The organism is Candidatus Zixiibacteriota bacterium (genome assembly GCA_018820315.1).
GTDB lineage: Bacteria > Zixibacteria > MSB-5A5 > JAABVY01 > JAHJOQ01 > JAHJOQ01.
In genome coordinates this window covers 1-21,506 of record JAHJOQ010000121.1, presented here as the reverse complement: position 1 = coordinate 21,506, position 21,506 = coordinate 1, and the positions used below count along the sequence as shown (strand labels likewise).

Below are 21,506 nucleotides of genomic sequence, written 5' to 3'. Positions count from 1 at the left end.
TGTCTACCTATTCGAAGGTTATCGGCAGTTGTCTCGATTGCTTGAGACCTTTACTGGGCATTCGATTTCTCTTTGAAATCAAACTCGGTTGCATATACGCCTCTCATACGCACCGAGTACAATTGAGTATGAAGCCATTCCCGGAGCGATAGCTCTGGTAATCCCAATAGTCCATTGCTGCATCATCTGCCCCTATTATTATGAATGATCGTTGATCGACTGCAGTAACATGTGGCATCTGCCGAAGAGAATGATGAGAGACATATTGTACGGAGGTTGCTTTCAGAGCACCAACGGGGGTAAGTTTGTGCCTAAAGTTTGATGCTGCCCTGTCGATAACTCCTGCAGATAAGGAGATTCGAACACTCGCAACAAGAACAGAGTTCGATAATGAATAAATAACAGGTGAAAACTTGCAACGGAAAGAAACCCATTCTGACCACGCACAAAAGGGCGAGGTATTAGTGATGAAGAAACAAAGAAACGGAGTCTTATCAATCTGGTTCCTGGCAGCCGTTGTTCTCTGCACGGCAGCCTCTGCATTTGCCGGAACTTCAGGCAAGATCGCAGGAACAGTCCAGAATTCCGAAAACGGGGAGCCTCTGGCGGGAGCCTCTATTAGAATTGAGGAGCTGGACGTCACCTGCCTGACCGATGCCGACGGCGAGTTCTTCGTGATCAATGTTCCAGTTGGCACCTACACGCTGATGGCTCGGTCAATCGGATACAGCAGCATTGCCAAGTCTGAGGTCAAGGTGCTGCTCGATTTGACAACACCGATCGATTTCGAACTAATCCCATCTACAATCGCTACCGACGAGGTGGTGACAGTGCGTGCTGAGCGGCCGCTGGTTCGTAGAGACAGGACAGCATCGGTTAATGTCGTCACACGTGATGAGCTGCGGAATCTGCCCAATGCTCTCTCTATCGATCAGATTATTGACGTAACAGCCGGCACAGTGACTGATGCCCGTGGACAGCTTCATGTTCGAGGTGGGAGAGATGGCACGAACAGTTACTATTTCGACGATGTCCTCATTCAGGATCCATTCTTCGGCACTGCAGGAACTCGAATTGCACCTGATGCCCTCGAAGAGATCGACATCGTTCCCGGAGGATTCTCTGCGGAATATGGTGAAGCTTTGTCTAGTGTGATCAGTGCGATGACTCAGGAAGGTTCTAACGAGTACCACGGCAAGGTGAAGTTCTATGACGGTCTGGTCAAGACCTATGATGCCAACTCCGGGCAATTTCAGGATGTGCAGAGAATCGGCAGGAACAGCGGTGTCGGCAATCTCGGCGGACCGGTTCCATACTTCTATGACAAGTACAGAGCGACATTTTTCAGTTCGACCGAATTCCGTGACATCGATGGTTATTTGCCCCACAATAGGTTGAACTCATTCTCTCAGACCGGTAAGCTCACGTTTCAGCCACTTCCGGGAATGAAATTCAATGTCCTCGGCAACTACTATAAAGGAAGGCTGAACAGGTACGTTCATCGTGATGTCAATAACATCTCCTACGATTTCAATCTTGATGGCCTTGGGTTGATCAAGAGCGAGTCATCGAGACTTGGAGTTCGCTGGACATACGCACCTCAGGAGAATATCGTTCTCACTGCGAGGTTGAATCATTTCGAAAGCTGGACCAAGCTCGCTCCAGAGCACTTGTTTGATAAATACTGGAGCGAATGGCCGGGGTATTCCGAGGATGAGAACGGCAACTATAACGGGACTATCCACCTGAGAAACTATAATCCGGATACGCTCTATTTCTATTCCGGTTTCACCGAAGGTTCGGACTTCTATCCGGTATACTCGTATAGGTTCAGTTCATACAAGAGCATCTCGAGTGATTTTCTGATGCAGGTCGACAAGTACAACCAGCTCAAGGTTGGTGCAGAGTATCGTTTCAATAGACTGCACTGGGATAGCAAGCAGTTCTTTAACGAGATCCCTTATGGCGAACAGTACCAGGTGACGCCGAAATATGCATCAGGGTATGTGCAGGACAAGATCGAGATGAAGCATATGGTTCTCAATGCAGGTGTCCGGTTCGATTACGTGGATGCCTCTATAGGCTACTGGGATAATCCGGTGACTAAAGATAACTGGTTGACTGCGGATCCAAAGTTCCAGATATCGCCTAGATTCGGCATGTCTCATCCGATTTCTGAGAACACAGTCGTGCATTTCAACTACGGTCTTTATTTCCAGGTGCCGCTTTACTCGTACATGTACACGAATTTGCAGGCGGAGCTCAACTCCGGTTTCCCGCTGGTTGGAAATCCGAATCTCGAGCCTGAAGAAACGGTGGGATACGAACTCGGTGTGAGTCATATGATCGACAACAACACCGCATTGAGACTTGTCACCTACTACCGGGATATATCCAATCTAACGACGACCGAACTTGTGCGGTACCCGGGAGGATCATACGTCGCTTATGAGAACGCAGATTACGGATCGGTGAAGGGACTTGACGTTGTGCTGACAAAGCGTCGTTCGAACAACATTTCCGGATCGATAAATTACAGCTATATGATAGCCCGTGGAAATGCCTCCTATCCGTATGAAGGATACTATGACTACTATACCGTGGACAATCCCCCCATAGTTCCGGTCAGAGAGTATCCACTCGCTTTTGACCAGAGGCACACTATGTCGGTCAACGTCGACTATCGTGTTCCACGGGACTACAAGGCGAGCATGTTCGGCATAAGCATGCCGAGCGCCTGGGGTGCAAACGTTCTGTTCAGCTATGGCAGCGGAATGCCGTATACAAAGACCGATCAGGATGGAAACAGAATTGGCCTGCTGAACGAAGGACGCAAGCCAGCCACATACACGGTCGACCTCAAACTGAACAAGGATTACTATTTCGGCGAGACTGGCGAAACGTTCATATCGCTCTTCGTAGAGGTAGAGAATCTGTTTGACCGCAGAAATGTTCTGGCTGTCTATTCTAACACCGGCAAGCCGGACGACGATGGAAGAGATTTCTCACTCACTGTTGATCCTGACGGGCCGGGACCAATCACCACAGCGGATGTTAATCGCGTTTATAGCCTCTTAGCGATGGATCCACAGAATTTCGATACACCGAGAAGGATTCGCTGGGGCCTGGAATTCGTATTTTAACTGAGAAGGTTGGAGTAGTATAAATGGTTGTCAAAAAGGTTTCAAGAGCAGTTCCGGTCGCAGTCGCAGTACTGATTGCATTACTTGCGCAGACTGCATATGCGATCAACATGGCGCCCCAACTGCCGCCGCCGCAAGTTCGCGATCTTATTACTCACGATAAGGGTAATATCGTGACGACTGTGGGAAACTGGGGCATTATCGGAGGATACAGCTACCAGTGGTTGCCTTCCGGCGAGTGGCCCAAAAACTCAGGCCACGACTATCTTGCTGAGGCTAAGTACTGGATGGGCGCGATAACTGCCTCGGGCGATACGCTTGTTGTCAACACAGATGACGATTTGATGCCGATTCCGCGAATTGTCAGTGGAGATGAGACGTACGGCATCAGTGTGTCGACAGCGAGTGACACTTATGAGTACGATGTGTCGGATACGATTGGATTCGGCATTGGCTACCCGGCATACGGTTGGGAAGTCTGGGACCCTGATAATCGCATTTGGGTGCACAATCAGATCTGGGATCCGACAACGGAGACTTACCTTGAAGGTGGACCGATTGCACAGCAGGAAAGCCATTTCAGGATGGCAGACGATGCACTCGGATCAAGCCTTTTAGGAATTGAGATAGCTCATACGGTATATCAGTGGAACTACAGCTACAACCAGGATTACCTTTTCGTGGTGCTGCAGATCACTAATACAAGTGATGAAGATTACTCCGAGTTCGCGTTCGGTCTCTATTGTGACTTCGACATCGGTGGCTACTACGAACCGACAAATGAGAATGGACGGCTGGGCGATCTGGTTGCTTTCGATGAGGAGAGAAACCTCGCGTGGACTTACGAGGAAGATGGATACGATGAAGGATGGGGCTCAGAGACCGGAGTGATGGGCACAAAGTATATCGAAACTCCCGATGGAATCGGTATGACTGCGTTTCGCACCGGGCAGTGGGATTACCTTCCCGATAACGATCCCGGAAAGTTCGAGCTCATCGACAGCGAGCAATTCGATGAAAGCCTTCCACCCACTGACCAGTACTACATTCAATGCACTCGCGGTATCAATTTGGAGGCCGGCAAGACTGTCCGCGTAGTGTATGCGCTGGTCGCAGCTCCTAATGAAGATATTTTGAAAGCCAACGCCGATATGGCGCAAGCGATTTATAATAGCAATTTCATTGGACCGGAGCCGCCGAAAGAGGCGACAGTCTCGGCGAAAGCTGACGACGGCATGGTCAAGCTTTGGTGGGATAACGCCTCCGAGACCACGGCTGATAGATTCAGCGGCGAGATCGACTTCCTTGGCTATAAAGTGTACCGGTCGACCGATTTTGGTCTGACCTGGGGCAAGAAGATTGTCAATCCCGATCTGAGTGAGGGGCCTGGCTATATGCCACTCGCTGTCTTCGAAAAGCAGGATGAATCGGATTTCGTAAACCACACTTTCATCGATAGCACCGCTATCAATGGCTTTGAATATTGGTACTCAATTGTATCATACGATGTCGGTAACGCGGAATTGAATCTCGATCCGCTTTCGACCGCTTACGGCAATCCCGGCAGCGAATCGAATGCAGCCTCAGTGATTCCGCATTCTTTGCCGGCGGGATACTATCCTATCGAAAACACGGTTAAGCACACGGCGGAAAACAGCGGAGCGATCAGCGATGGCAGAATTGTCGTCACCGAGTTCAACTCTGCTGAAATGGTCGACCATGAATACGAAGTGAGATTCAGCGATGATCCATACTATACATACTGGCATCTCCTGAACGTCACTACCGGTGACACACTGCTCTCACATCAGATCGATCAGACGGCGGACGAAGAGAAAGCGCTGGTTACCGAAGGATTCAGACTGCTTGTGCAGGATGGCGAAATCAGCTCAAAGGCATACTACCAGACAGAGTTTGCATCAGGGTCAGACACGACTCTGCGCCTTGCGTACGATCCGGTGCCACTCAGCGATCTGACCGGTTATCCGCTTGGCGGAGGAATGCACTTCCGATCTGATTTCGAATTGAGATTCACCACCGAAGGCTCCGAAGGATACTGGTGGTGGGATGACGTTACACCGGTCGCAATTCCGTTCGAAATATGGAACACTACAACCAATGAGCAGGTGATAGCCGAGATCATCGACTGGGATTACGATGGCGAATGGACGGCATACAATCCCGACGATGGCACAATGGACTATATCGTGGTTGTGAATATCCCATACGACGGTTCACCGCATCCGGAAGGATTCCCGTATCATCAAGGCTGGGTGCTGGTTCTCGATCCGGATGGCGTGGACACATGGGGGCCCGGCGACGCGATCACAATCTATGGCGCACCGATCAACGGCCCGAATGACGTATTCACATTCAAAGGTTCCGGTATCGACTTCGCTGCTGCCAGAGATGGTCTGGACAACATCAAGGTCGTTCCGAATCCGTACATTGTCAGTGCGGGATGGGAGTACAACGAGGGTCAGCGGAAACTCGAGTTCATAAACCTCCCGGATATTTGCACGGTTCGGATATACACACTGGCCGGTGATCTGGTCAGCACTGTTGAGCATTCTCAGAATGGCGGTACGGCTTCATGGGATCTCAGCTCGTCGAATGCTCAAGGGATCGCCCCCGGAATCTACTACTATGCAGTCGATTCCGAGTATGGTTCGAAAATCGGTAAGTTTGCTGTAATAAAGTGAGGGTGGCGTGATGAACTTGAGTAGATACAAAATACTTGCAATCGCAATTGTCACGTTTCTGCTGATCGCTTCAGCAGGATACGCGGGCGAATTCTCGAAGGTCGGAACCGCCGGAGCGCAATTCCTGAAAATCGGAATGGGCGCTCGCTATATCGGCATGGGCGAGGCTTCCTCAGCCGTGGTAGATGATGCCTATTCAATGTACTGGAATCCGGCAGGAATGGCCGTGATGGAAGAAACAGAATTCGCATTCACCAGCGTAGACTGGATCGAAGATGTGAGCCTGAATTTCATCAGCTTTGTGAGACCGATGGGCTTCGGAGGAACACTCGGCCTTTCGGCTACGATACTCGGCATCGGTGAGATGGAAGAGACTACTGTGTTTGAGCCGAATGGCACCGGTAACACTTTTGATGCATCAAGCTTCTCGATATCGGCGGGATATGCTCGCAGTTTGACCGACAGATTTTCTGCCGGAATCAAGATGAAGTATGTTTCCGAGCGCATTGCCCAGGCTCGCAGCAGGGGCATCGCATTCGATATTGGTACGTTGTTCAAGACCGGGTATAAAAACCTCAGAGTCGGGTTGAACATTTCGAATCTGGGGCAAGGCCTGAAATTCTCGGGATCAGATCTCAATTTCAAATATAGCAGAGATCCGGACAATGCAAACTACGACCCGATCAACGCATCGTACCTGACTGAAGAATACGATCTTCCTCTGACATTCAGGATTGGATGCGCCTATGATCTCGTCGAGACTTCAATGTCAACCTGGACAATCGCTGCCGAAGCGAAGCATCCAAACGATAATGTTCAACAGCTTTCGCTCGGAAGCGAGTATCTCTGGAATAGCATGGTCGCTATGAGGGCAGGATACAAGTTTAAGTATGAAGAGGAAGGTTTGACGCTTGGTGCCGGTGTGATCCTGAGTCCGACGCAGAGTTCGGCTCTGGTCATCGACTACGCATGGTCAGACTTCGGAAGTCTCGACTCCGTGCACAGATTCTCATTTGGAATCAGATTCTAAAGCAGATTCCCCACTTCTTCATAAACTGCGTTTCAGCAAACCTCAGGTCAGCCAGACCTGAGGTTTCTTTTCTGTCACTGCTACGGTTCTATCAACTACGAATACTGGAGCGTAGGGACGTAGGCCGCCTATGGGAAGGCTTTGGTCAAGGAGTAAATTCCCCGTGTGTCGCCAACAGGCGAAATTCGTGTCATCGGGCCCCCTTCAAGATTTCAAATCAATCCGTTTGACAGTATCGGATGTTCGTACTATTTTAGGAAACTATGAGTACATCATTCAGGATCTCCCTTGCTCAGATAAATCCGATTGTCGGAGGTTTGCGACACAACTCAGAGTTGATACTCGAATCGATCCACGAGGCGGAGAACAGGCAATCTGATATCGTGCTGTTCCCCGAGCTGGCATTGCCGGGATATCCTCCCGAGGACCTGATGCTCGAGCAACAGTTCTGTCGGGACAATCTGAAATACCTGAAGGAACTTGTCAGGCAGCGATTCTCTCCGATGGCCGTGATCGGCTATGTCGAGGAGTGTGGAGGCAGGCTCTACAACTCGTCTGCGCTGATTTGTTCCGGCAAGCTCGTCCATTCGTACAAGAAGGTCTGTTTACCCAACTACGGCGTGTTCGATGAGCAGCGTTATTTTGTGAGCGGACCCGAAATTCCAGTATATGATCTTGGTGATTTCCGTTTCGGAATCAACATCTGCGAAGATATCTGGGTCAATCCGGGGCCAGGCGAACTGCAGTCAGCATACGGCGCCGGGCTTGTTATGACCATCAACTCCTCCCCCTATCATATCCGCAAGAGCAGGGAGCGATTCGAAATGTTCAAGCGCTTCGCAAAGCGCAACGGCGTATATTATGCGTACGTAAACATCGTCGGTGGTCAGGACGAGCTTGTATTCGACGGATCGTCTTTCGTGATGGACCCGAACGGTGAGCTGATTGCGCTTGCCGGGATGTTTCACGAAGATCTTTTGACGGTAGACATTCCTATCGAGCAGTTGAAGAAGCGGTCCCGTCGGAAGAAATTCACCCCACGTATCGTCAAGCTTGCCGATCAATTCCCCGATGTTACCGAGATCACCGTTAAATACAGCCCTGTGGCCAAATCGATTCGCATCTCGACACAGATCGCCGATCCCCCGCGCTCCCGTGAAGAGGAAATCTACAACGCGCTGGTGACGGGCACACGTGACTATATCAAGAAGAACGGATTCACGGATGTTGTGATCGGATTATCGGGAGGCATAGACTCAGCGCTGACGGCTGCGATTGCGCACGATATTGTCGGCAGCAACCACCTGCATCTGGTTTTTATGCCGACGCGTTACACCAGCAAGGAAAGCGCCCTCGGCGCCCGCAAACTTGCTCAGAATCTCGGCGTCAAACTTGTAGAATATCCGATCGATGGACTACTGAAGAATTATACCGACACTCTCAGTTCTACATTTGAAGGGCTGGAAGAAGACGTCACAGAGGAGAATATCCAGGCGCGCATACGGGGGAATATCCTCATGGCGCTTGCGAACAAATTCAACTGGCTTGTTCTCAACACCGGCAACAAGAGCGAGGTCGCAATCGGATTCTGTACGCTCTACGGCGATACGGCGGGTGGGTTTGCGATCCTGAAAGACTTATACAAGACAATGGTGTTTAGTCTGGCGAGATGGATGAATCGAATGTCCCGAAAGTATGGACTCGGCAGTATCATTCCGCCACTAATTATCTCAAAGCCACCTTCCGCAGAACTGAGGGAAAATCAGGTCGATACAGACTATTTCCCGCCTTATGACATACTCGATGCGATGCTCAAACGCTATGTGGAATTCGGTGAGTCTCCCCGGGAGATTGCCAAACTCGGATTTGATCTCGAAGAAGTACAAAAAGTGATCCGCATGGTCGATATCAACGAGTACAAACGGCGTCAGGCCGCACCCGGCGTGAAAATCACCCCACGCGGATTCGGAAAAGATCGCCGCATGCCGATCACAAACCGATATAAATTTGAGTAGCTCAGGTGTTGCGTGAAAACCGCAGAAACCACACCGCAGCAAGCTCGTTGAGATGACCATAGATAGACCATCCATCACAATCATATATACCGACATCGGCAGGGGGCATCCGAATTATCTCGATTCCGTGCTGAGATATATGCGGGTGCACCATCCGCAGGAATGTGAGAAGCTTCGGATCACATCGATATTCGAAGTATCCAGAGGCACAGCTCTTACGGCATGGAAGGCTATCAAGTGGTTATATCGCACTGGATCGAGAGGGGGATTGATCTCGGATATCTATGGCAGCCTGAGGTCAGGCAAATCTGAATTTGATCCTGATTCGCATCTGATAAAGATTCTACAGCGCGATTTACTGAAGTATGTCGATAACTACGACGGCATCTGCCTGGTTGCGCATCCGCTGCTGGCAAACATGCTCAAATCCGATCATCGCGTATTCTATCTCCACGGTGAAATCGCCGCTCCGAGAGAAAGTGTCACCTCGGGCGTCGAGAGAATCTATGTCCCCCTTCCCGAAACAGCCGAGAAGATGCGAAGTCAGGGAGTTGACGCGGATTCTCTATTTGAGACGGGGCTTGTGCTGGAACCGGAGCTCTTAGCCGATGTGGACGAAGTTGTGAACGCGCGACTTGCGAGAATCGAACGACATTACACGCCCCTTACAATAGGTTTCTTCATATCGGGAGCGTATCCTAAAAGACATATCGATCTCATGCTCGCTGCCGCCGAATCTTGTCGCAGAGCAGGTCATCGCGTTCAATTCTTCTGGGGGAGTGACAAACGCCAGATCGATAGACTTGTACAGAAAGTCCGGCGATTCGATGAGAATGCTGCGCTTGATTTCGGTAATGAAGTAGCGTTGGCCTGTAGAACAACCGTTGTCGTCTCTGCAGAGTCACGAGAAGAAGAGACCACGAGGAGTATGAGTTACTTGCCACAACTCGATCTCTTCTGTGCGGCTCCGCACGAAAGAGTCAACTGGGCGGTGGGGGCTGGTCTGCCGATGCTGATGATTGCACCCCCTATCGGGACTTTTGCTCCGCAGAATCTTGACTTCGTGCTGCAATCCAAATGCGGGTTGGAATTGACAAATCGGCATCAATTTGAAACACTCGGCGAAATGATCACAAGACTGCGCACATCCGGCGATCTCACATCGATGGTCACGTCTGGTCGAAATATCAAATCGATTCATGGCGCCAAGGTGATCACGGAGAGTCTGCTAGCGGCACTGTAGGGCAGAATCCCGAAGCGTAGCGGAGTGGCAACCCCTGAGCTTCGAAGGGTTCTGCCGATTTTCTGGATGCCGTTCTTCAACAGAACAACAGTGGCTAGCAAGCTGTCGAGTTCATGGTCCGCGCTGCTGGCAATGGGTCCCCACCTTCGGGATTGTTGAAAAACCCCAAACGCTGTCATTGCGAGCGAAGCGTGGCAATCTCGTCATGTTCCGCGCGGGCTGGATTCCTTTCCTGCCCGATTTACTCAGCTGTCAGGAAAGGATTCCTGACAGCGTAGCTACAGCGACAACCTCAGCCCAAATTGATTGACCGGTTCGGTAACAAAAGTGCCGTAGATGCGCTGATAATTGAAGCTCAGCTTGGATGTGATGTTCTTCACCAGGCTAAGTTCTATATAGTAGTCATAATCCTGCCCCTCGGTCATGTCCCAGTTGAAATCCCCCGTGAATTCAAAATTGAACCATGTCAGCGACTTGAATGAATTGATTGAGATAATCTGCAGTGTCTGCCCGAGTTCGTTGAAGCTGTCATTTGTATTCTTGTAGAATGATATCTCGTTGGTGATTGGCGCCATATCGAAATCACCGGCGACGGCACACGCTGACAGAACAAGAACACCCGCCAATAATACTCCTACCAGTCTCATGAGATCTTCCTTTCATGGTTTCAGAGTTCCTAAGATCCGGACTGTCCTGCATATTGATCAAAGACCAGCTCGCAGCCATTAATGCAGAGACAGGATTCGCAAATTAACAGCTCTCGGCCCTTTGCGAAAGCACAATCACACCGGGAACCGCAGGCCGCTGTCGACGTATGCCTTAACGTGCATGGCATAATGCGCTTGACACACCCTTCTCGTAACCCTTTATAGAGGGATTGTTCCGAGTAACCGAGGAGTCTGTTTGCAGGATATGTTCTTATCATTTGGCGGTTACTGGCTTATGACCGCAATACTATTGGCGATAGCATTGCTGACATTTGTCCTGTTTTATTATCGTCGCACCAATCCGCCCCTCTCGAAAGGTATGAGAGTCTTTCTTGGCATCCTGCGATCAGCTGCAATAACTCTGCTTCTATTCTCTCTGGCAGAGCCGGTCTTTTCCTATCTGCTTGTAAAAGAGCTTCCTCCGCATGTGGCTGTGCTGTTCGACAACAGTGAAAGCGTGAAGAACGTCGAGGATTTCCAGACTAAGCGGGAAGTGTTGAAGTGGCTGTCGGAGAACCCATTTCCCGGCGAGGTGGGCGACGAGTTCATCAGAGATGATTATCGGTTCTCAGATTCGATTGAGACGCTCGATGATACGCTCGGTTTTGACGGGAAACGTACTGCCCTTGGCGACTGCCTGACCAATATGAGAGAGAAATATAGCGAGCAGAACTTGCAGGGAGTTATAGTCATCTCCGATGGTCTGGTAAACAGCGGCACCAACCCTCTGAAAGCAGCGTCGGAGTTGTCGGTGCCGGTCTATGCGCTTGATCTCGGGCCGCAGAGATCATCGAATGACGTGAGGATAGTCAGAATGACTCACGATGAGGTCGGTTACGCGGGCCGTCAGTCTCAGATCGAAGTCGAGATCGAATCTCGCGGGTATGATGGCCTATCTCTTCCGGTAAGGATCAGATCAGGTAGCAAAACACTCGCTACAGAAGACATCACTCTCACAGGCGGGGCATCACGACAGACCAGGACAATCGATTTCGTGCCCCCGGAAGAAGGGATCAGGACATTCTCGGTTTCGTTGCCAAAGCAGTCCGGGGAGGAACTCACAGACAACAACGTTCGGTCATTCTCGATGAAAATATTGAAATCCAAGCAGAAGATTCTTGTCGCGGCGGGATACCTGAGTTGGGAAGTCACATTCCTGAAGCGCGTTCTCGACGAATCGGAAGATTTCGACTGCGATCTTTCGGTGTTTGATCGATCCGGAAAGCTAAGAACAACGCCGTTTCCTCAGTCCCCCGATAAGCTGGCCGAATACGACCTTGTCATTCTTGTGGATTACTCGCCTTCGATACTCGCATCGAAGGGCGATGCGCTTTCGAGCTACCTTTCGAGCTATGGCAAGGCAGTATTCTTCCTGCTTGGTGCGGAATTCGCACGTTCGACGCCGTCCGGACCGCTCGCCGATCTGCTCCCGTTTGAATTCGCCAGTCCGCCAACCCTCCGTCAGGACGGAGATTTCCACCTGCGTCTGACCAAGCAGGGAGAGTATCATCCGGTGATGCAGATTGCCGAAACAGCTTCGCGATTGCAGAAACAATGGGATGACATGCCACCGTTTGAGGCATATGTGACGGCCGGCAAAGAGAAACCGGGGGCCACCGTTCTCGCAGTACATCAGAACCCCGATTTCGGAGGCAATCTGATTCCACTCGTCACGATCAATCGTGTGGAGAAAGGCAAGGTACTCACGACCTGCTTCGTCCCGCTCTGGAAGGCTGAGTTTCTCTCGAAAGGTCGCGGTGGTACCGGTGATGAGTACCGCACATTCATCAACAGTTGCGTCAGGTGGCTCGTGACGACCGAAGATGTCGACAGGGTCAGAATTGCACCTGACAAATCAGTCTTTAAATCGGGTGAACGTGTGACATTCTCGGCATCGTTGCTGGACGAAAGCTATCAGGCGATCGATGATGGATCGGTGATCCTGACTGTCATTCCGGATTCCGCCACCACATCCGACACGCTGATTTCTTCGATGGTCAGAATTGCACCCGGAAAAATGAAGACAGACATGCATTTGCTGGACCATGGCAACTACAGCTATTCGGCAGAACTAATTCGCGGCGACAAGACGGAAGCAAAGATCTCAGGCAGGTTTGTGGTGGAGGCGTTTTCTTTGGAAGAAGAGACTCTCTACGAAACTGAAGACCTGCTTCGGGAAATTGCTGCGACCACGGGAGGCCGACACTATCCGATTTCGATGCTGGATAGCCTTCTGACCCAGGCGGATTTTGCATCCGGTGAGCTCAGATCGAGGAAGGAATATCCTCTCGCGAATCACTGGATAATCATGCTTGCGGTGCTTTTACTTCTGTCGACTGAATGGGCGATAAGAAAGCGGATGCAACTAATGTGAGTTCTTCTGGCGCAATTGCACTCTGACTGTTTCGATGCGCTGACCTTCCATTCTCTCAACGGTGAATTCAAAATGCTCACTTGAGACAATCTGCCCCACGCGAGGAAGGCTTCCGACCAGATCATAGATCAGCCCCCCTACAGTCTCGAACTCGCCGTCGTCGATCTCAACCCCCAGATGATCTGCAATATCCTCTATCGAGATATTTGCGTCGACCCTGATCGAACCATTGTCCAGCTTGACGATATCAGCCTCCTCGATGTCGTGTTCATCCTGGATGTCACCCACAATTACCTCAATCACATCTTCCAACGTGATCAAGCCGGCGATGCCACCGTATTCGTCGACGACGATCGCTATGTGTTTATGACTCAGCTTCAGCTCGTTAAGCAGGTCAGATATTTTCTTGGTCTCTGGAACGAAGTACGGTTTGCGCATGAAATCCGAGACGCTGAAGTTGTCTATGGGCAGGGGGAAATTGGCAAACAAATCTTTGACATACAGAATTCCCTTGATGTTATCCAGGTCTTCTGCGAACACAGGAAACCGTGAGTGTCCGGAGGCAATGGCTATTCGTTGTATCTCATCAAAATCAGCAAAAATAGATATTCCCGTCATCTCTGTCCGAGGCACCATGATCTCCTTCACCGCAGTCTGATCGAGTTCGAAGATATTCCCGATCATCTCCTTCTCATCCTCCTCGACGAGAGGCTCATTCAGCCCGGCGGAATCTGCTAGAGATTCAATCGCCCGTTCCACCATATCCTCCTTTTGCTCCTCCGAAAGATGCTCCCGTTTGAATTTCTCCATGAGTATGCCGAGCGCCCGAACGAATGGTCTGAACAGCATATAGAGAAACCGAATCATGGATAAACGTGACTTAAGAGTTTTCTCTATCCACCTGCTCGGAACTCTCTTGGACATCGTCTGCGCTACTACAAGATTCACGAGAAGGGTCACGATCAGTGCCAGCACAGCCCACGCGGCATAGAGGATGGGGGTCCCATTAGACAGCTTACCGGCGAAATAGAGGGCTATCGCAGCAGTAGTGATGGCTGCAAAGTTATCGTACAAGGTCACGAAATGATTGAATGATGTCAGATCTTCGAAGAACACGTTGAGCTTCCTGCGCCGAGAATCATCAAGATCGCTGAACGAGTCCCCGTCGGCATTATCAAACAGCAGGAGACCGAACTGAAATACATTCACCGTGAATGCAAGGTAGATAATGATTACATATATCAGTATGAGTGCCGCAATTATCATGATTCCCTGTAGAGCCTGTTGAGGTAATGTATCTGCTTATCTACCATACGCTTAAAATCGCGCTTCGTCGAATGTGTATAGCCGAGAAGATGCAGCATTCCATGCGAGGCTAGAAATAGTATTTCGTCGGAGACATCATGGCCCGCAGACTTCGCTTGCCGAACGGCTTGCGGAACGGAAATGTAAATTTCGCCTGTCAGAGAGGGAGGTTGGTCGGACTCGTCCTCATCGATAGAGAAAGACAAAACGTCAGTGGTTCGATCGGTCCCGCGAAACCGGGAGTTTAGTGACTTCATCTTCGTATCGCCAACCATTATGATATTGAGGTGCCCTGCCCTGCGCTCACCGGTGAATATTAATCTGGCGAGCCGGGCGATCCTCTTTGAAGGTATCGGTCGTCTTCTCGTTGTATTTATCACTGATGTTCGTACCCCGCTCACTCAGCTTCCTCCTTCTGAGGGTAGTCGATCCGAGCGTGGAATACACCAATCAACATATTGACAAAGCTTTCCTCGATCAAACCAAGATCGTGCATAGTCAATTCGGAGTGCGAAAGTTCTCCCGCCTGGAATTTGTCGTTGATAATCCGTTTTACCATATTGCGAATTCTGCTCGGTTTAGGATCATCAAGCGTTCTGCTGGCTGCCTCAATGGAATCTGCCAGCATGACAATTGCAGTCTCGCGCGAATTCGGCCGGGGACCGGGATAACGAAAATCGTCCTCATTCAAATCGCCGTTACTGCCTGATTCCTTCGCTTTGCTGTAGAAGAACGACATCAGAGTGGTGCCATGATGCTCCTCGATGAAATAAGAAATCTTGTCAGGGAGATCAAACTGATCTGCAAGATCGACACCTTTCTTGACATGAGAGCCGATGATCAGTGCGCTCATGCTCGGCGTAAGCTTCTCATGTTTATTCCTGATCCCGGATTGGTTTTCGACGAAATATTCCGCGATTTCCATCTTTCCGATATCGTGATAGTATGCACCGACCCTCGCGAGAAGGGAGTTGGCTCCGATTGCTTCAGCCGCCTTCTCCGAGAGATTTCCGACAACTATCGAATGATGATATGTGCCGGGTGCCTCGATTGCCAGGCGCCGCAGAAGCGGATGATTCATGTCGGAAAGCTCAAGCAGCGTTATGTCGGTAGTCAAATTGAAAATCGATTCGAATATCGGCAATATGCCCATGACCAGAATCGGCGCCAGGACTGCATTCAGTATGCCATAGCCGAACTCGACAATCATCTGCTCCGGCTCGGTGAAGCGCAGATACTCCAGCAGATAGATCAGCGATATATATGTCAGAGAAATGTAGAGTATCGATCGATAGAAATCGGACCTGCGTCGGACAACCCGCACAGAGAAACAGGCTACCGAACCGGTGGCCATATGCACGAACGCCGAAGTGAAATCGAAATTGTTGAGGACTCCGGTCAGAATTGCGAGGGAAAAAGTCGCCACAAGACCGACTTCGAGACCAAACAGGATTGCGAACAACAGCGATCCTATCGCAAATGGAACGAGATAGGACGAGAGATCCAGTTTGAATCCGATCAGGTAATCCAGAGTAACCTGAAGAAGTATCAAAATGATGACCGCCAGAATACCAGCCCCGGTGAATGCCTCGCGCCGTTTGAAGAAATAGAGAAAGGCGGCAAATATCGACAGGATGAACCCAACAAACATAGCCCTGGTCAGAATCGGCAGTATCAACTGCCAGATACTTGCACTCTCCTCCGTCTTTACCCTGTGCTCCGCCAGAGCATCGAGCCATTTCAGATGCACTGACTCTACTTTGTGATTGCGGCGCAGTACCACGTCACCCGCCTTAAACGATAATTCCTCACGAGGCAAACGAGCTATAGCAAGAGTCTTCTCACGTTCGGTCTGCGGATAGTCCACCGTAAGAGTCGGCCTGGCAAGACCGGCGATTAATGTGGCGAGCAACTTACCGATTGTCTGGTCCTGATAATTGAACGAACGGGCTGCAAATGCTTCGATTTCGTCCATCGATACAATCTGGTCCCTCTTCAGCGGAGTCCTGACATTCGATTTGACAATCAGCACGTTTTCGTTATCAATATTCTGGATTGCATCGCTGTTCTCAAACACTCCCGCATAGTAGACATCCGAGACAGCGGCCTTGACAGGGGCCTTGTAGTTCCGGATGGAATCAAGAGTCAGAAACTGCCTCAAAGTGCTCTCATTGAATTCGGGAAAGAAAAGTCTCAGACGCCGGGTCTGATTGTCGAGGTTACTGTTACCTGCCTTTAGGTTCAGAGCTGCAGAAAAGAATGAGTCAATCCTCGTAATGATGCTATCATACGTGAACTCATTGAAATCAAGAACAAGTGGAGCCAGCTTGACGACGTTCGCCGTCTCCTCCTGCAACACTTCCGGACTCTTCTCGACAGGAAAGTCGATCGGAGCAATGACATCCTCAGTTGCAATGTCTCCAAGTTTCGGAAGCGAGATTGGCAGGAATGTCATCCTGATCGGATATATTGCCGTTATTAGCGCTATCACCAGGATCAGGGCGGTAATTTTCAGGGTCCATCTCGGAGGACGTTCCTCCCAGACCGTGCGGGCCGTTTCCAGTTTGAGCTTCGCCCGAATGAATCTCTTTGCTCTTTGAAGTAATCTAAACATAAGTGATGGCCATTATTTCCTGCGCTTCTCGTGGCGCTCGTATGCCTTGATGACCTCCATCACGAGATGGTGGCGGACAACATCCTTCTCATCAAGATGCACGAACTTCACTCCGGAAATACCCTTCAGGATCCTTTCAGCCGTTATCAGCCCCGACAGTTTGCTCTTGTCAAGATCGATCTGTGTAACATCTCCGGTTATGATAGCCCGAGAATTCAATCCGAGACGGGTCAGAAACATCTTCATCTGCGCCGTAGTCGTGTTCTGGGCTTCATCGAGAATAACAAAGCTATTGTTGAGCGTTCTTCCACGCATGAACGCCAGAGGAACAATCTCGATAATGCCGAGTTCCATCAATTTCTTTGTCTTCTCCGGCTCCACTAAGTCATGCAGGGCGTCGTAGACCGGCCTCAGATACGGATCGACTTTGGCGCGGATATCCCCTGGAAGAAATCCAAGTGACTCACCAGCCTCCACCGCCGGCCGTGTCAGAATTATCCTCTGGACAGACTTCCGTTTAAGCTCAGCCGCTGCGAGCGCGACTGCCAGATATGTCTTTCCCGTTCCGGCAGGACCGATACAGAACACGATGTCATGTTTAGCGACAGCTGAGGTATACCTTTTCTGTCCCAGCGTTTTCGGGGCTACAGGCTCCTGCGACAGCGTGGAGATGACAGTCTCTGCGTCAAGGCTCTCAGCAGGCCCCTCGCCATTTTCCTTAATCATAGTTATAGCGTACCAGAGATATCGCTCGGGAAGTTCAAAATTCCGGCTTAGGTAGGTGGAAAGATCATTGAAGAGACTGATAACCCGATCTACTTCCTGACTATCCCCTTCAATACTGATCTCCGACCCGCGAGCTACAATGCGGGCGTTGAACTGATCTTCGATTATCTTCAAATGGACATCATTGCGACCAAAGACAAGTCTTAGGTCCACGCCGTCCAAAGTAATCTGTTTTCGAACAGTATCTTCCAAAATCGAAGAGTCAGCCTCCAATCCATCAATTATAAATTATATCGGTCAAAAGTTCAAAAGTTTTTTGGCTGTCGGAGAGTTAAATATGCAGCCTCACTTGTCATCATCGACCACTCTGAGCTTCAATTCCCGAAGCTGTTTCGGGTCGATAGTCGATGGCGCGGCATCCATAAGTGATTGTGCAGCCGTAGTTTTCGGGAATGCTATCACATCGCGAATCGATGTCGAGCCGCACATAATAGCCACAATCCTGTCGAGTCCCGGCGCTATGCCGCCGTGAGGAGGTGCGCCAAAAGTCAGAGCTTTTAGGAGAAATCCGAAACGTTCTTCGGCTTCACTGTCGCTCATTCCAAGGACATTCAGAATTTTCTGTTGTATATCTCTGCGGTGATTACGAATGCCGCCCGACGCTATTTCTGTTCCATTCAGGACAAGATCATACTGATTCGCGAGAATTTTCCCCCACGGGTGATCCTCGCCAAGCTCTTCGACGGACTGATCGAATCCGGCATCAAGCAACGGAATATCGGCTTCTTTGGGGGACGTTACGATATTGTGCATCGCGTCAAAGCGCTTCTCGTCCGGATTATACTCAAACAGCGGGAAATCCATCACCCAGAGAAAATTCCATCTCGCATTATCGACGATACCATATTCACGCCCCAGCTGAGTGCGCAATCCGCCAAGCACCTTGTTCGCAGTTGTCCTCGAATCAGCCACGATAAACAGCATGTCGCCGATATTGACATTTGCAGCTTTGAATATGCCTTCAAGTTCTGTCTCACCAAAGAATTTCGCGACTGACGACTTCAGCTTATCATCGGCTCTGCCAATATATGCAAGTCCTTTCGCACCAAGCGCCTTTGCTGATTCCTCGATGTCGGATATCTGCTTGCGGGATAAGTCAGCCTTGCCCGGAATCGTGAGTCCCTTGACGACTCCTCCCGATTCCACCGTATCGGAGAAAACTTTGAATCCGCACTCCCTGACCGCCTCAGACAGATCCACCAACTCGAGCTTGATTCTGAGGTCCGGCTTGTCGGAGCCATAGCGGTTCATGACATCATCGTAGCTATAGCGCGGGAACGGTGTATTGATATCGGCATCGATTGTCTTCTTGAAACCATACGCCATCATCCGCTCGGTCGTCGAAAATACGTCATCTATAGTGACAAAGCTCATCTCCATATCGATCTGCGTATGCTCCGGCTGACGGTCGGCGCGGAGATCCTCATCTCGCAGGCATCGCGCCATCTGAAAATACTTGTCGAAACCGGAAATCATCAAAATCTGCTTGAACAACTGCGGTGACTGCGGCAATGCATAGAATCTTCCCGGACTCACACGCGACGGTACCACATAATCTCGCGCACCTTCCGGCGTCGACCTAATCAGCATCGGGGTCTCGATTTCGAGGAATCCCTCGCTGTCGAGATGATCGCGGATCGATTTCACGAATCTGTGCCGTAAGATCATGTTATTCTTCAGCGGTTCACGGCGCAGATCGAGATACCTGTATGTCAGGCGAAGCTCCTCGCTGGCGTCGGGATTATCCTCGATCAGAAACGGCGGTGTAGCAGATTCAGACAGAATGGTCAGCTCGGTGGCCTCGATTTCGATCTCGCCCGTAACCATATCGGGATTCTTCATCCCGTCGGGGCGAGGAACCACCTTTCCGCTCGCAGAAACAACGAATTCATACCCGAGCTTCCCGGCAGTCTTGAGAATGTCTGCCGACACAGTCTCTGGCCGGAAGACAACCTGGGTGACACCGTAGCGGTCACGCAGATCGATGAAAATCAGCCCGCCGTGGTCACGCCTGCCATGCACCCAGCCATTGAGTGTTATGATCTTGCCGGCGTCTGCCAGTGACAGTTCACCGCATGTATGTGTTCTTTGAAGCTCGCTGAATTGTCTCATTCTGTCGATCACCTTTGCATTTCCAAGATTTCGGCGGGTAAAATATGGACTGATTGCCCAAAAAGCAAGAAATGATGCAGCTATCTGCCCCTAAGACGGGACCGGACAAACCAGACCAACAGCAAAGCGGCGATTGTGCCTGCGACAATACCGGCGGAATCGGCATACCAATCGGAAAACTCCGGCACACGATTTCGAATGAAATGCTGGTGGAGTTCATCGACAGCACCGATGGAAATGCCGATCAGCAGAGTCAGCAGGGTGCGTCGTCCGACCGGACTTGTCTGTTTCCAGGACAGGAATGCCCGGAAAATCAGGAAACCGAAACCTGCATATTCTATGAAGTGATATATCTTGTCATCCCAGCTTGTACCGAGTCTGGGGGGAGTCAGCGACGGGATCGACGATACAATGAAGATCACCACCGCATATAGAATTGCGGGCAAGACATACTTGTAGAAGCTCTTAGTGCCCTCCATCATAGCCCCGAAGATAACGATTTACGGTATTATCGCAATGACCAAATTGCATCGACTATGCATAGATGCGTAGGTCAGTGATCCTTGCCTGCTTGAGCGAAGCGAAGAGCAGGTCCGAACGAAGTAAGGAGATCCTGACATCTTGCCTGCAAACATCAGCAGCGCGAAGCACCGTCAGGAATCCGTTCCAGGAGACAATTCACTGCTCAGTATAGAAAAGACGTATGTTCCGAGGTATCCGACTTCAGTCTTTACTCTGTCACGAAGAAGACCGTCGATCTGAAAGCCGACTTTCTCGTAGCATGCCATAGCAGCCTTGTTGTTCTCCTCTGTGAAGATCTGAACGCGATGAAGTTTGTGGCCGTCGAAGCAAAGTTGCAGGAAATCAGCGAGTATTGCAGATCCGTAACCCTTACCGCGTCTGACAGGATCAACAACGATCTGCTGGATGTGAGCGCAATCATTTTGCCAATCGAGAACGGAGTGGAGCAAACCAACAATATTGTGCGTTTCGGGATCAACAGCACGCATTCCGATTTCCGCTAGAACGCCGCCGCTCTCTTTCGAAAGCAGCTTTTCGAGTTGAGTATCGTCAACAGGAGCCCTGAATATGTGAAACACATGTGGATCAATCCAATCACGGATGATTGGGAAGTTATCTCTTGTCAGCGGTTCGAGTTGAATCTGCATATTGGGCAATCACAGTTGTCTGTCTGTGTGACAAAATACTAATTAACCTCAGCCTAATGAGCTGTCAAGAAGATTGACACGATGTCATTGACACGATGTCAAGCCGATTGCGGATGGCGCATGTCCTTGTGCGCTGACAGAGGATCGCGTGAATCGCAACTTCCTCGTCTGCCCCATTCGGACTAACGCGCAGTTTTGGCGCTGCCCGCAATAGCTGCAACGAAATGATTAGGGATACTGAACATGAAGGTACCCCCTTGCGTTAGTTTTAACAAGCTGAGACTTGAAGATATTATCTAAGAAGAG

14 protein-coding genes are annotated in these 21,506 nt (G+C 50.3%); 6 read left to right on the top strand and 8 right to left on the bottom strand.

Features of this window, described 5'->3' with window-relative positions; all coding sequences use genetic code 11:
• Positions 1-467: 467 nt before the first annotated feature.
• The 5 genes from KKH67_12055 to KKH67_12035 all read left to right on the top strand — a co-directional run bounded on the left by KKH67_12055 (position 468) and on the right by KKH67_12035 (position 10,133).
• Positions 468-3,143, top strand: coding sequence for a TonB-dependent receptor (locus KKH67_12055; GenBank protein MBU1319913.1), 2,676 nt, complete (start codon positions 468-470; stop codon positions 3,141-3,143).
• A gap of 23 nt (positions 3,144-3,166) precedes the next feature.
• Complete coding sequence (locus tag KKH67_12050) at positions 3,167-5,845, top strand: hypothetical protein (protein ID MBU1319912.1); 2,679 nt, start codon at positions 3,167-3,169, stop codon at positions 5,843-5,845.
• Between the two features lie 10 nt (positions 5,846-5,855).
• Complete coding sequence (locus tag KKH67_12045) at positions 5,856-6,875, top strand: PorV/PorQ family protein (protein MBU1319911.1); 1,020 nt, start codon at positions 5,856-5,858, stop codon at positions 6,873-6,875.
• Positions 6,876-7,138: 263 nt separating this feature from the next.
• Positions 7,139-8,890, top strand: a complete 1,752-nt coding sequence (locus KKH67_12040) for an NAD+ synthase (protein MBU1319910.1) — start codon at positions 7,139-7,141, stop codon at positions 8,888-8,890.
• 52 nt (positions 8,891-8,942) lie between these two features.
• On the top strand, positions 8,943-10,133 hold the full coding sequence (locus tag KKH67_12035) for a hypothetical protein (protein MBU1319909.1): 1,191 nt from the start codon (positions 8,943-8,945) through the stop codon (positions 10,131-10,133).
• 278 nt (positions 10,134-10,411) lie between these two features.
• Here KKH67_12035 and KKH67_12030 read toward each other — a convergent pair whose 3' ends face one another.
• Positions 10,412-10,780, bottom strand: coding sequence for a hypothetical protein (locus tag KKH67_12030; protein ID MBU1319908.1), 369 nt, complete (start codon positions 10,778-10,780; stop codon positions 10,412-10,414).
• A gap of 265 nt (positions 10,781-11,045) precedes the next feature.
• Here KKH67_12030 and KKH67_12025 point away from each other — a divergent pair, with 265 nt between their 5' ends.
• Positions 11,046-13,214: a VWA domain-containing protein gene (locus KKH67_12025; GenBank protein ID MBU1319907.1), complete on the top strand. Its 2,169-nt coding sequence runs from the start codon at positions 11,046-11,048 to the stop codon at positions 13,212-13,214.
• On the opposite strand, the gene KKH67_12020 is transcribed toward KKH67_12025, so the two are convergent.
• The 7 genes from KKH67_12020 to KKH67_11990 form a co-directional block, all read right to left on the bottom strand.
• A complete protein-coding gene (locus KKH67_12020) occupies positions 13,206-14,480 on the bottom strand; it encodes a hemolysin family protein (protein ID MBU1319906.1) in 1,275 nt (424 codons plus the stop codon). The two genes, KKH67_12025 and KKH67_12020, sit on opposite strands and share 9 nt — an antisense overlap.
• On the bottom strand, positions 14,477-14,920 hold the full coding sequence (gene ybeY / locus KKH67_12015; GenBank protein ID MBU1319905.1) for an rRNA maturation RNase YbeY: 444 nt from the start codon (positions 14,918-14,920) through the stop codon (positions 14,477-14,479). Before ybeY ends, KKH67_12020 begins: the two co-directional genes overlap by 4 nt.
• Positions 14,917-17,133: an HDIG domain-containing protein gene (locus tag KKH67_12010; GenBank protein MBU1319904.1), complete on the bottom strand. Its 2,217-nt coding sequence runs from the start codon at positions 17,131-17,133 to the stop codon at positions 14,917-14,919. Before KKH67_12010 ends, ybeY begins: the two co-directional genes overlap by 4 nt.
• Positions 17,134-17,145: 12 nt before the next feature.
• A complete protein-coding gene (locus KKH67_12005; protein MBU1319903.1) occupies positions 17,146-18,111 on the bottom strand; it encodes a PhoH family protein in 966 nt (321 codons plus the stop codon).
• 93 nt (positions 18,112-18,204) lie between these two features.
• Positions 18,205-20,031 (bottom strand): aspartate--tRNA ligase, encoded by a 1,827-nt coding sequence (gene aspS, locus KKH67_12000; GenBank protein MBU1319902.1) that lies wholly within the window; start codon positions 20,029-20,031, stop codon positions 18,205-18,207.
• Between the two features lie 80 nt (positions 20,032-20,111).
• Positions 20,112-20,513, bottom strand: a complete 402-nt coding sequence (locus tag KKH67_11995) for a VanZ family protein (protein MBU1319901.1) — start codon at positions 20,511-20,513, stop codon at positions 20,112-20,114.
• 171 nt (positions 20,514-20,684) lie between these two features.
• Positions 20,685-21,200: a GNAT family N-acetyltransferase gene (locus KKH67_11990; GenBank protein ID MBU1319900.1), complete on the bottom strand. Its 516-nt coding sequence runs from the start codon at positions 21,198-21,200 to the stop codon at positions 20,685-20,687.
• Between the last annotated feature and the right edge of the window lie 306 nt (positions 21,201-21,506).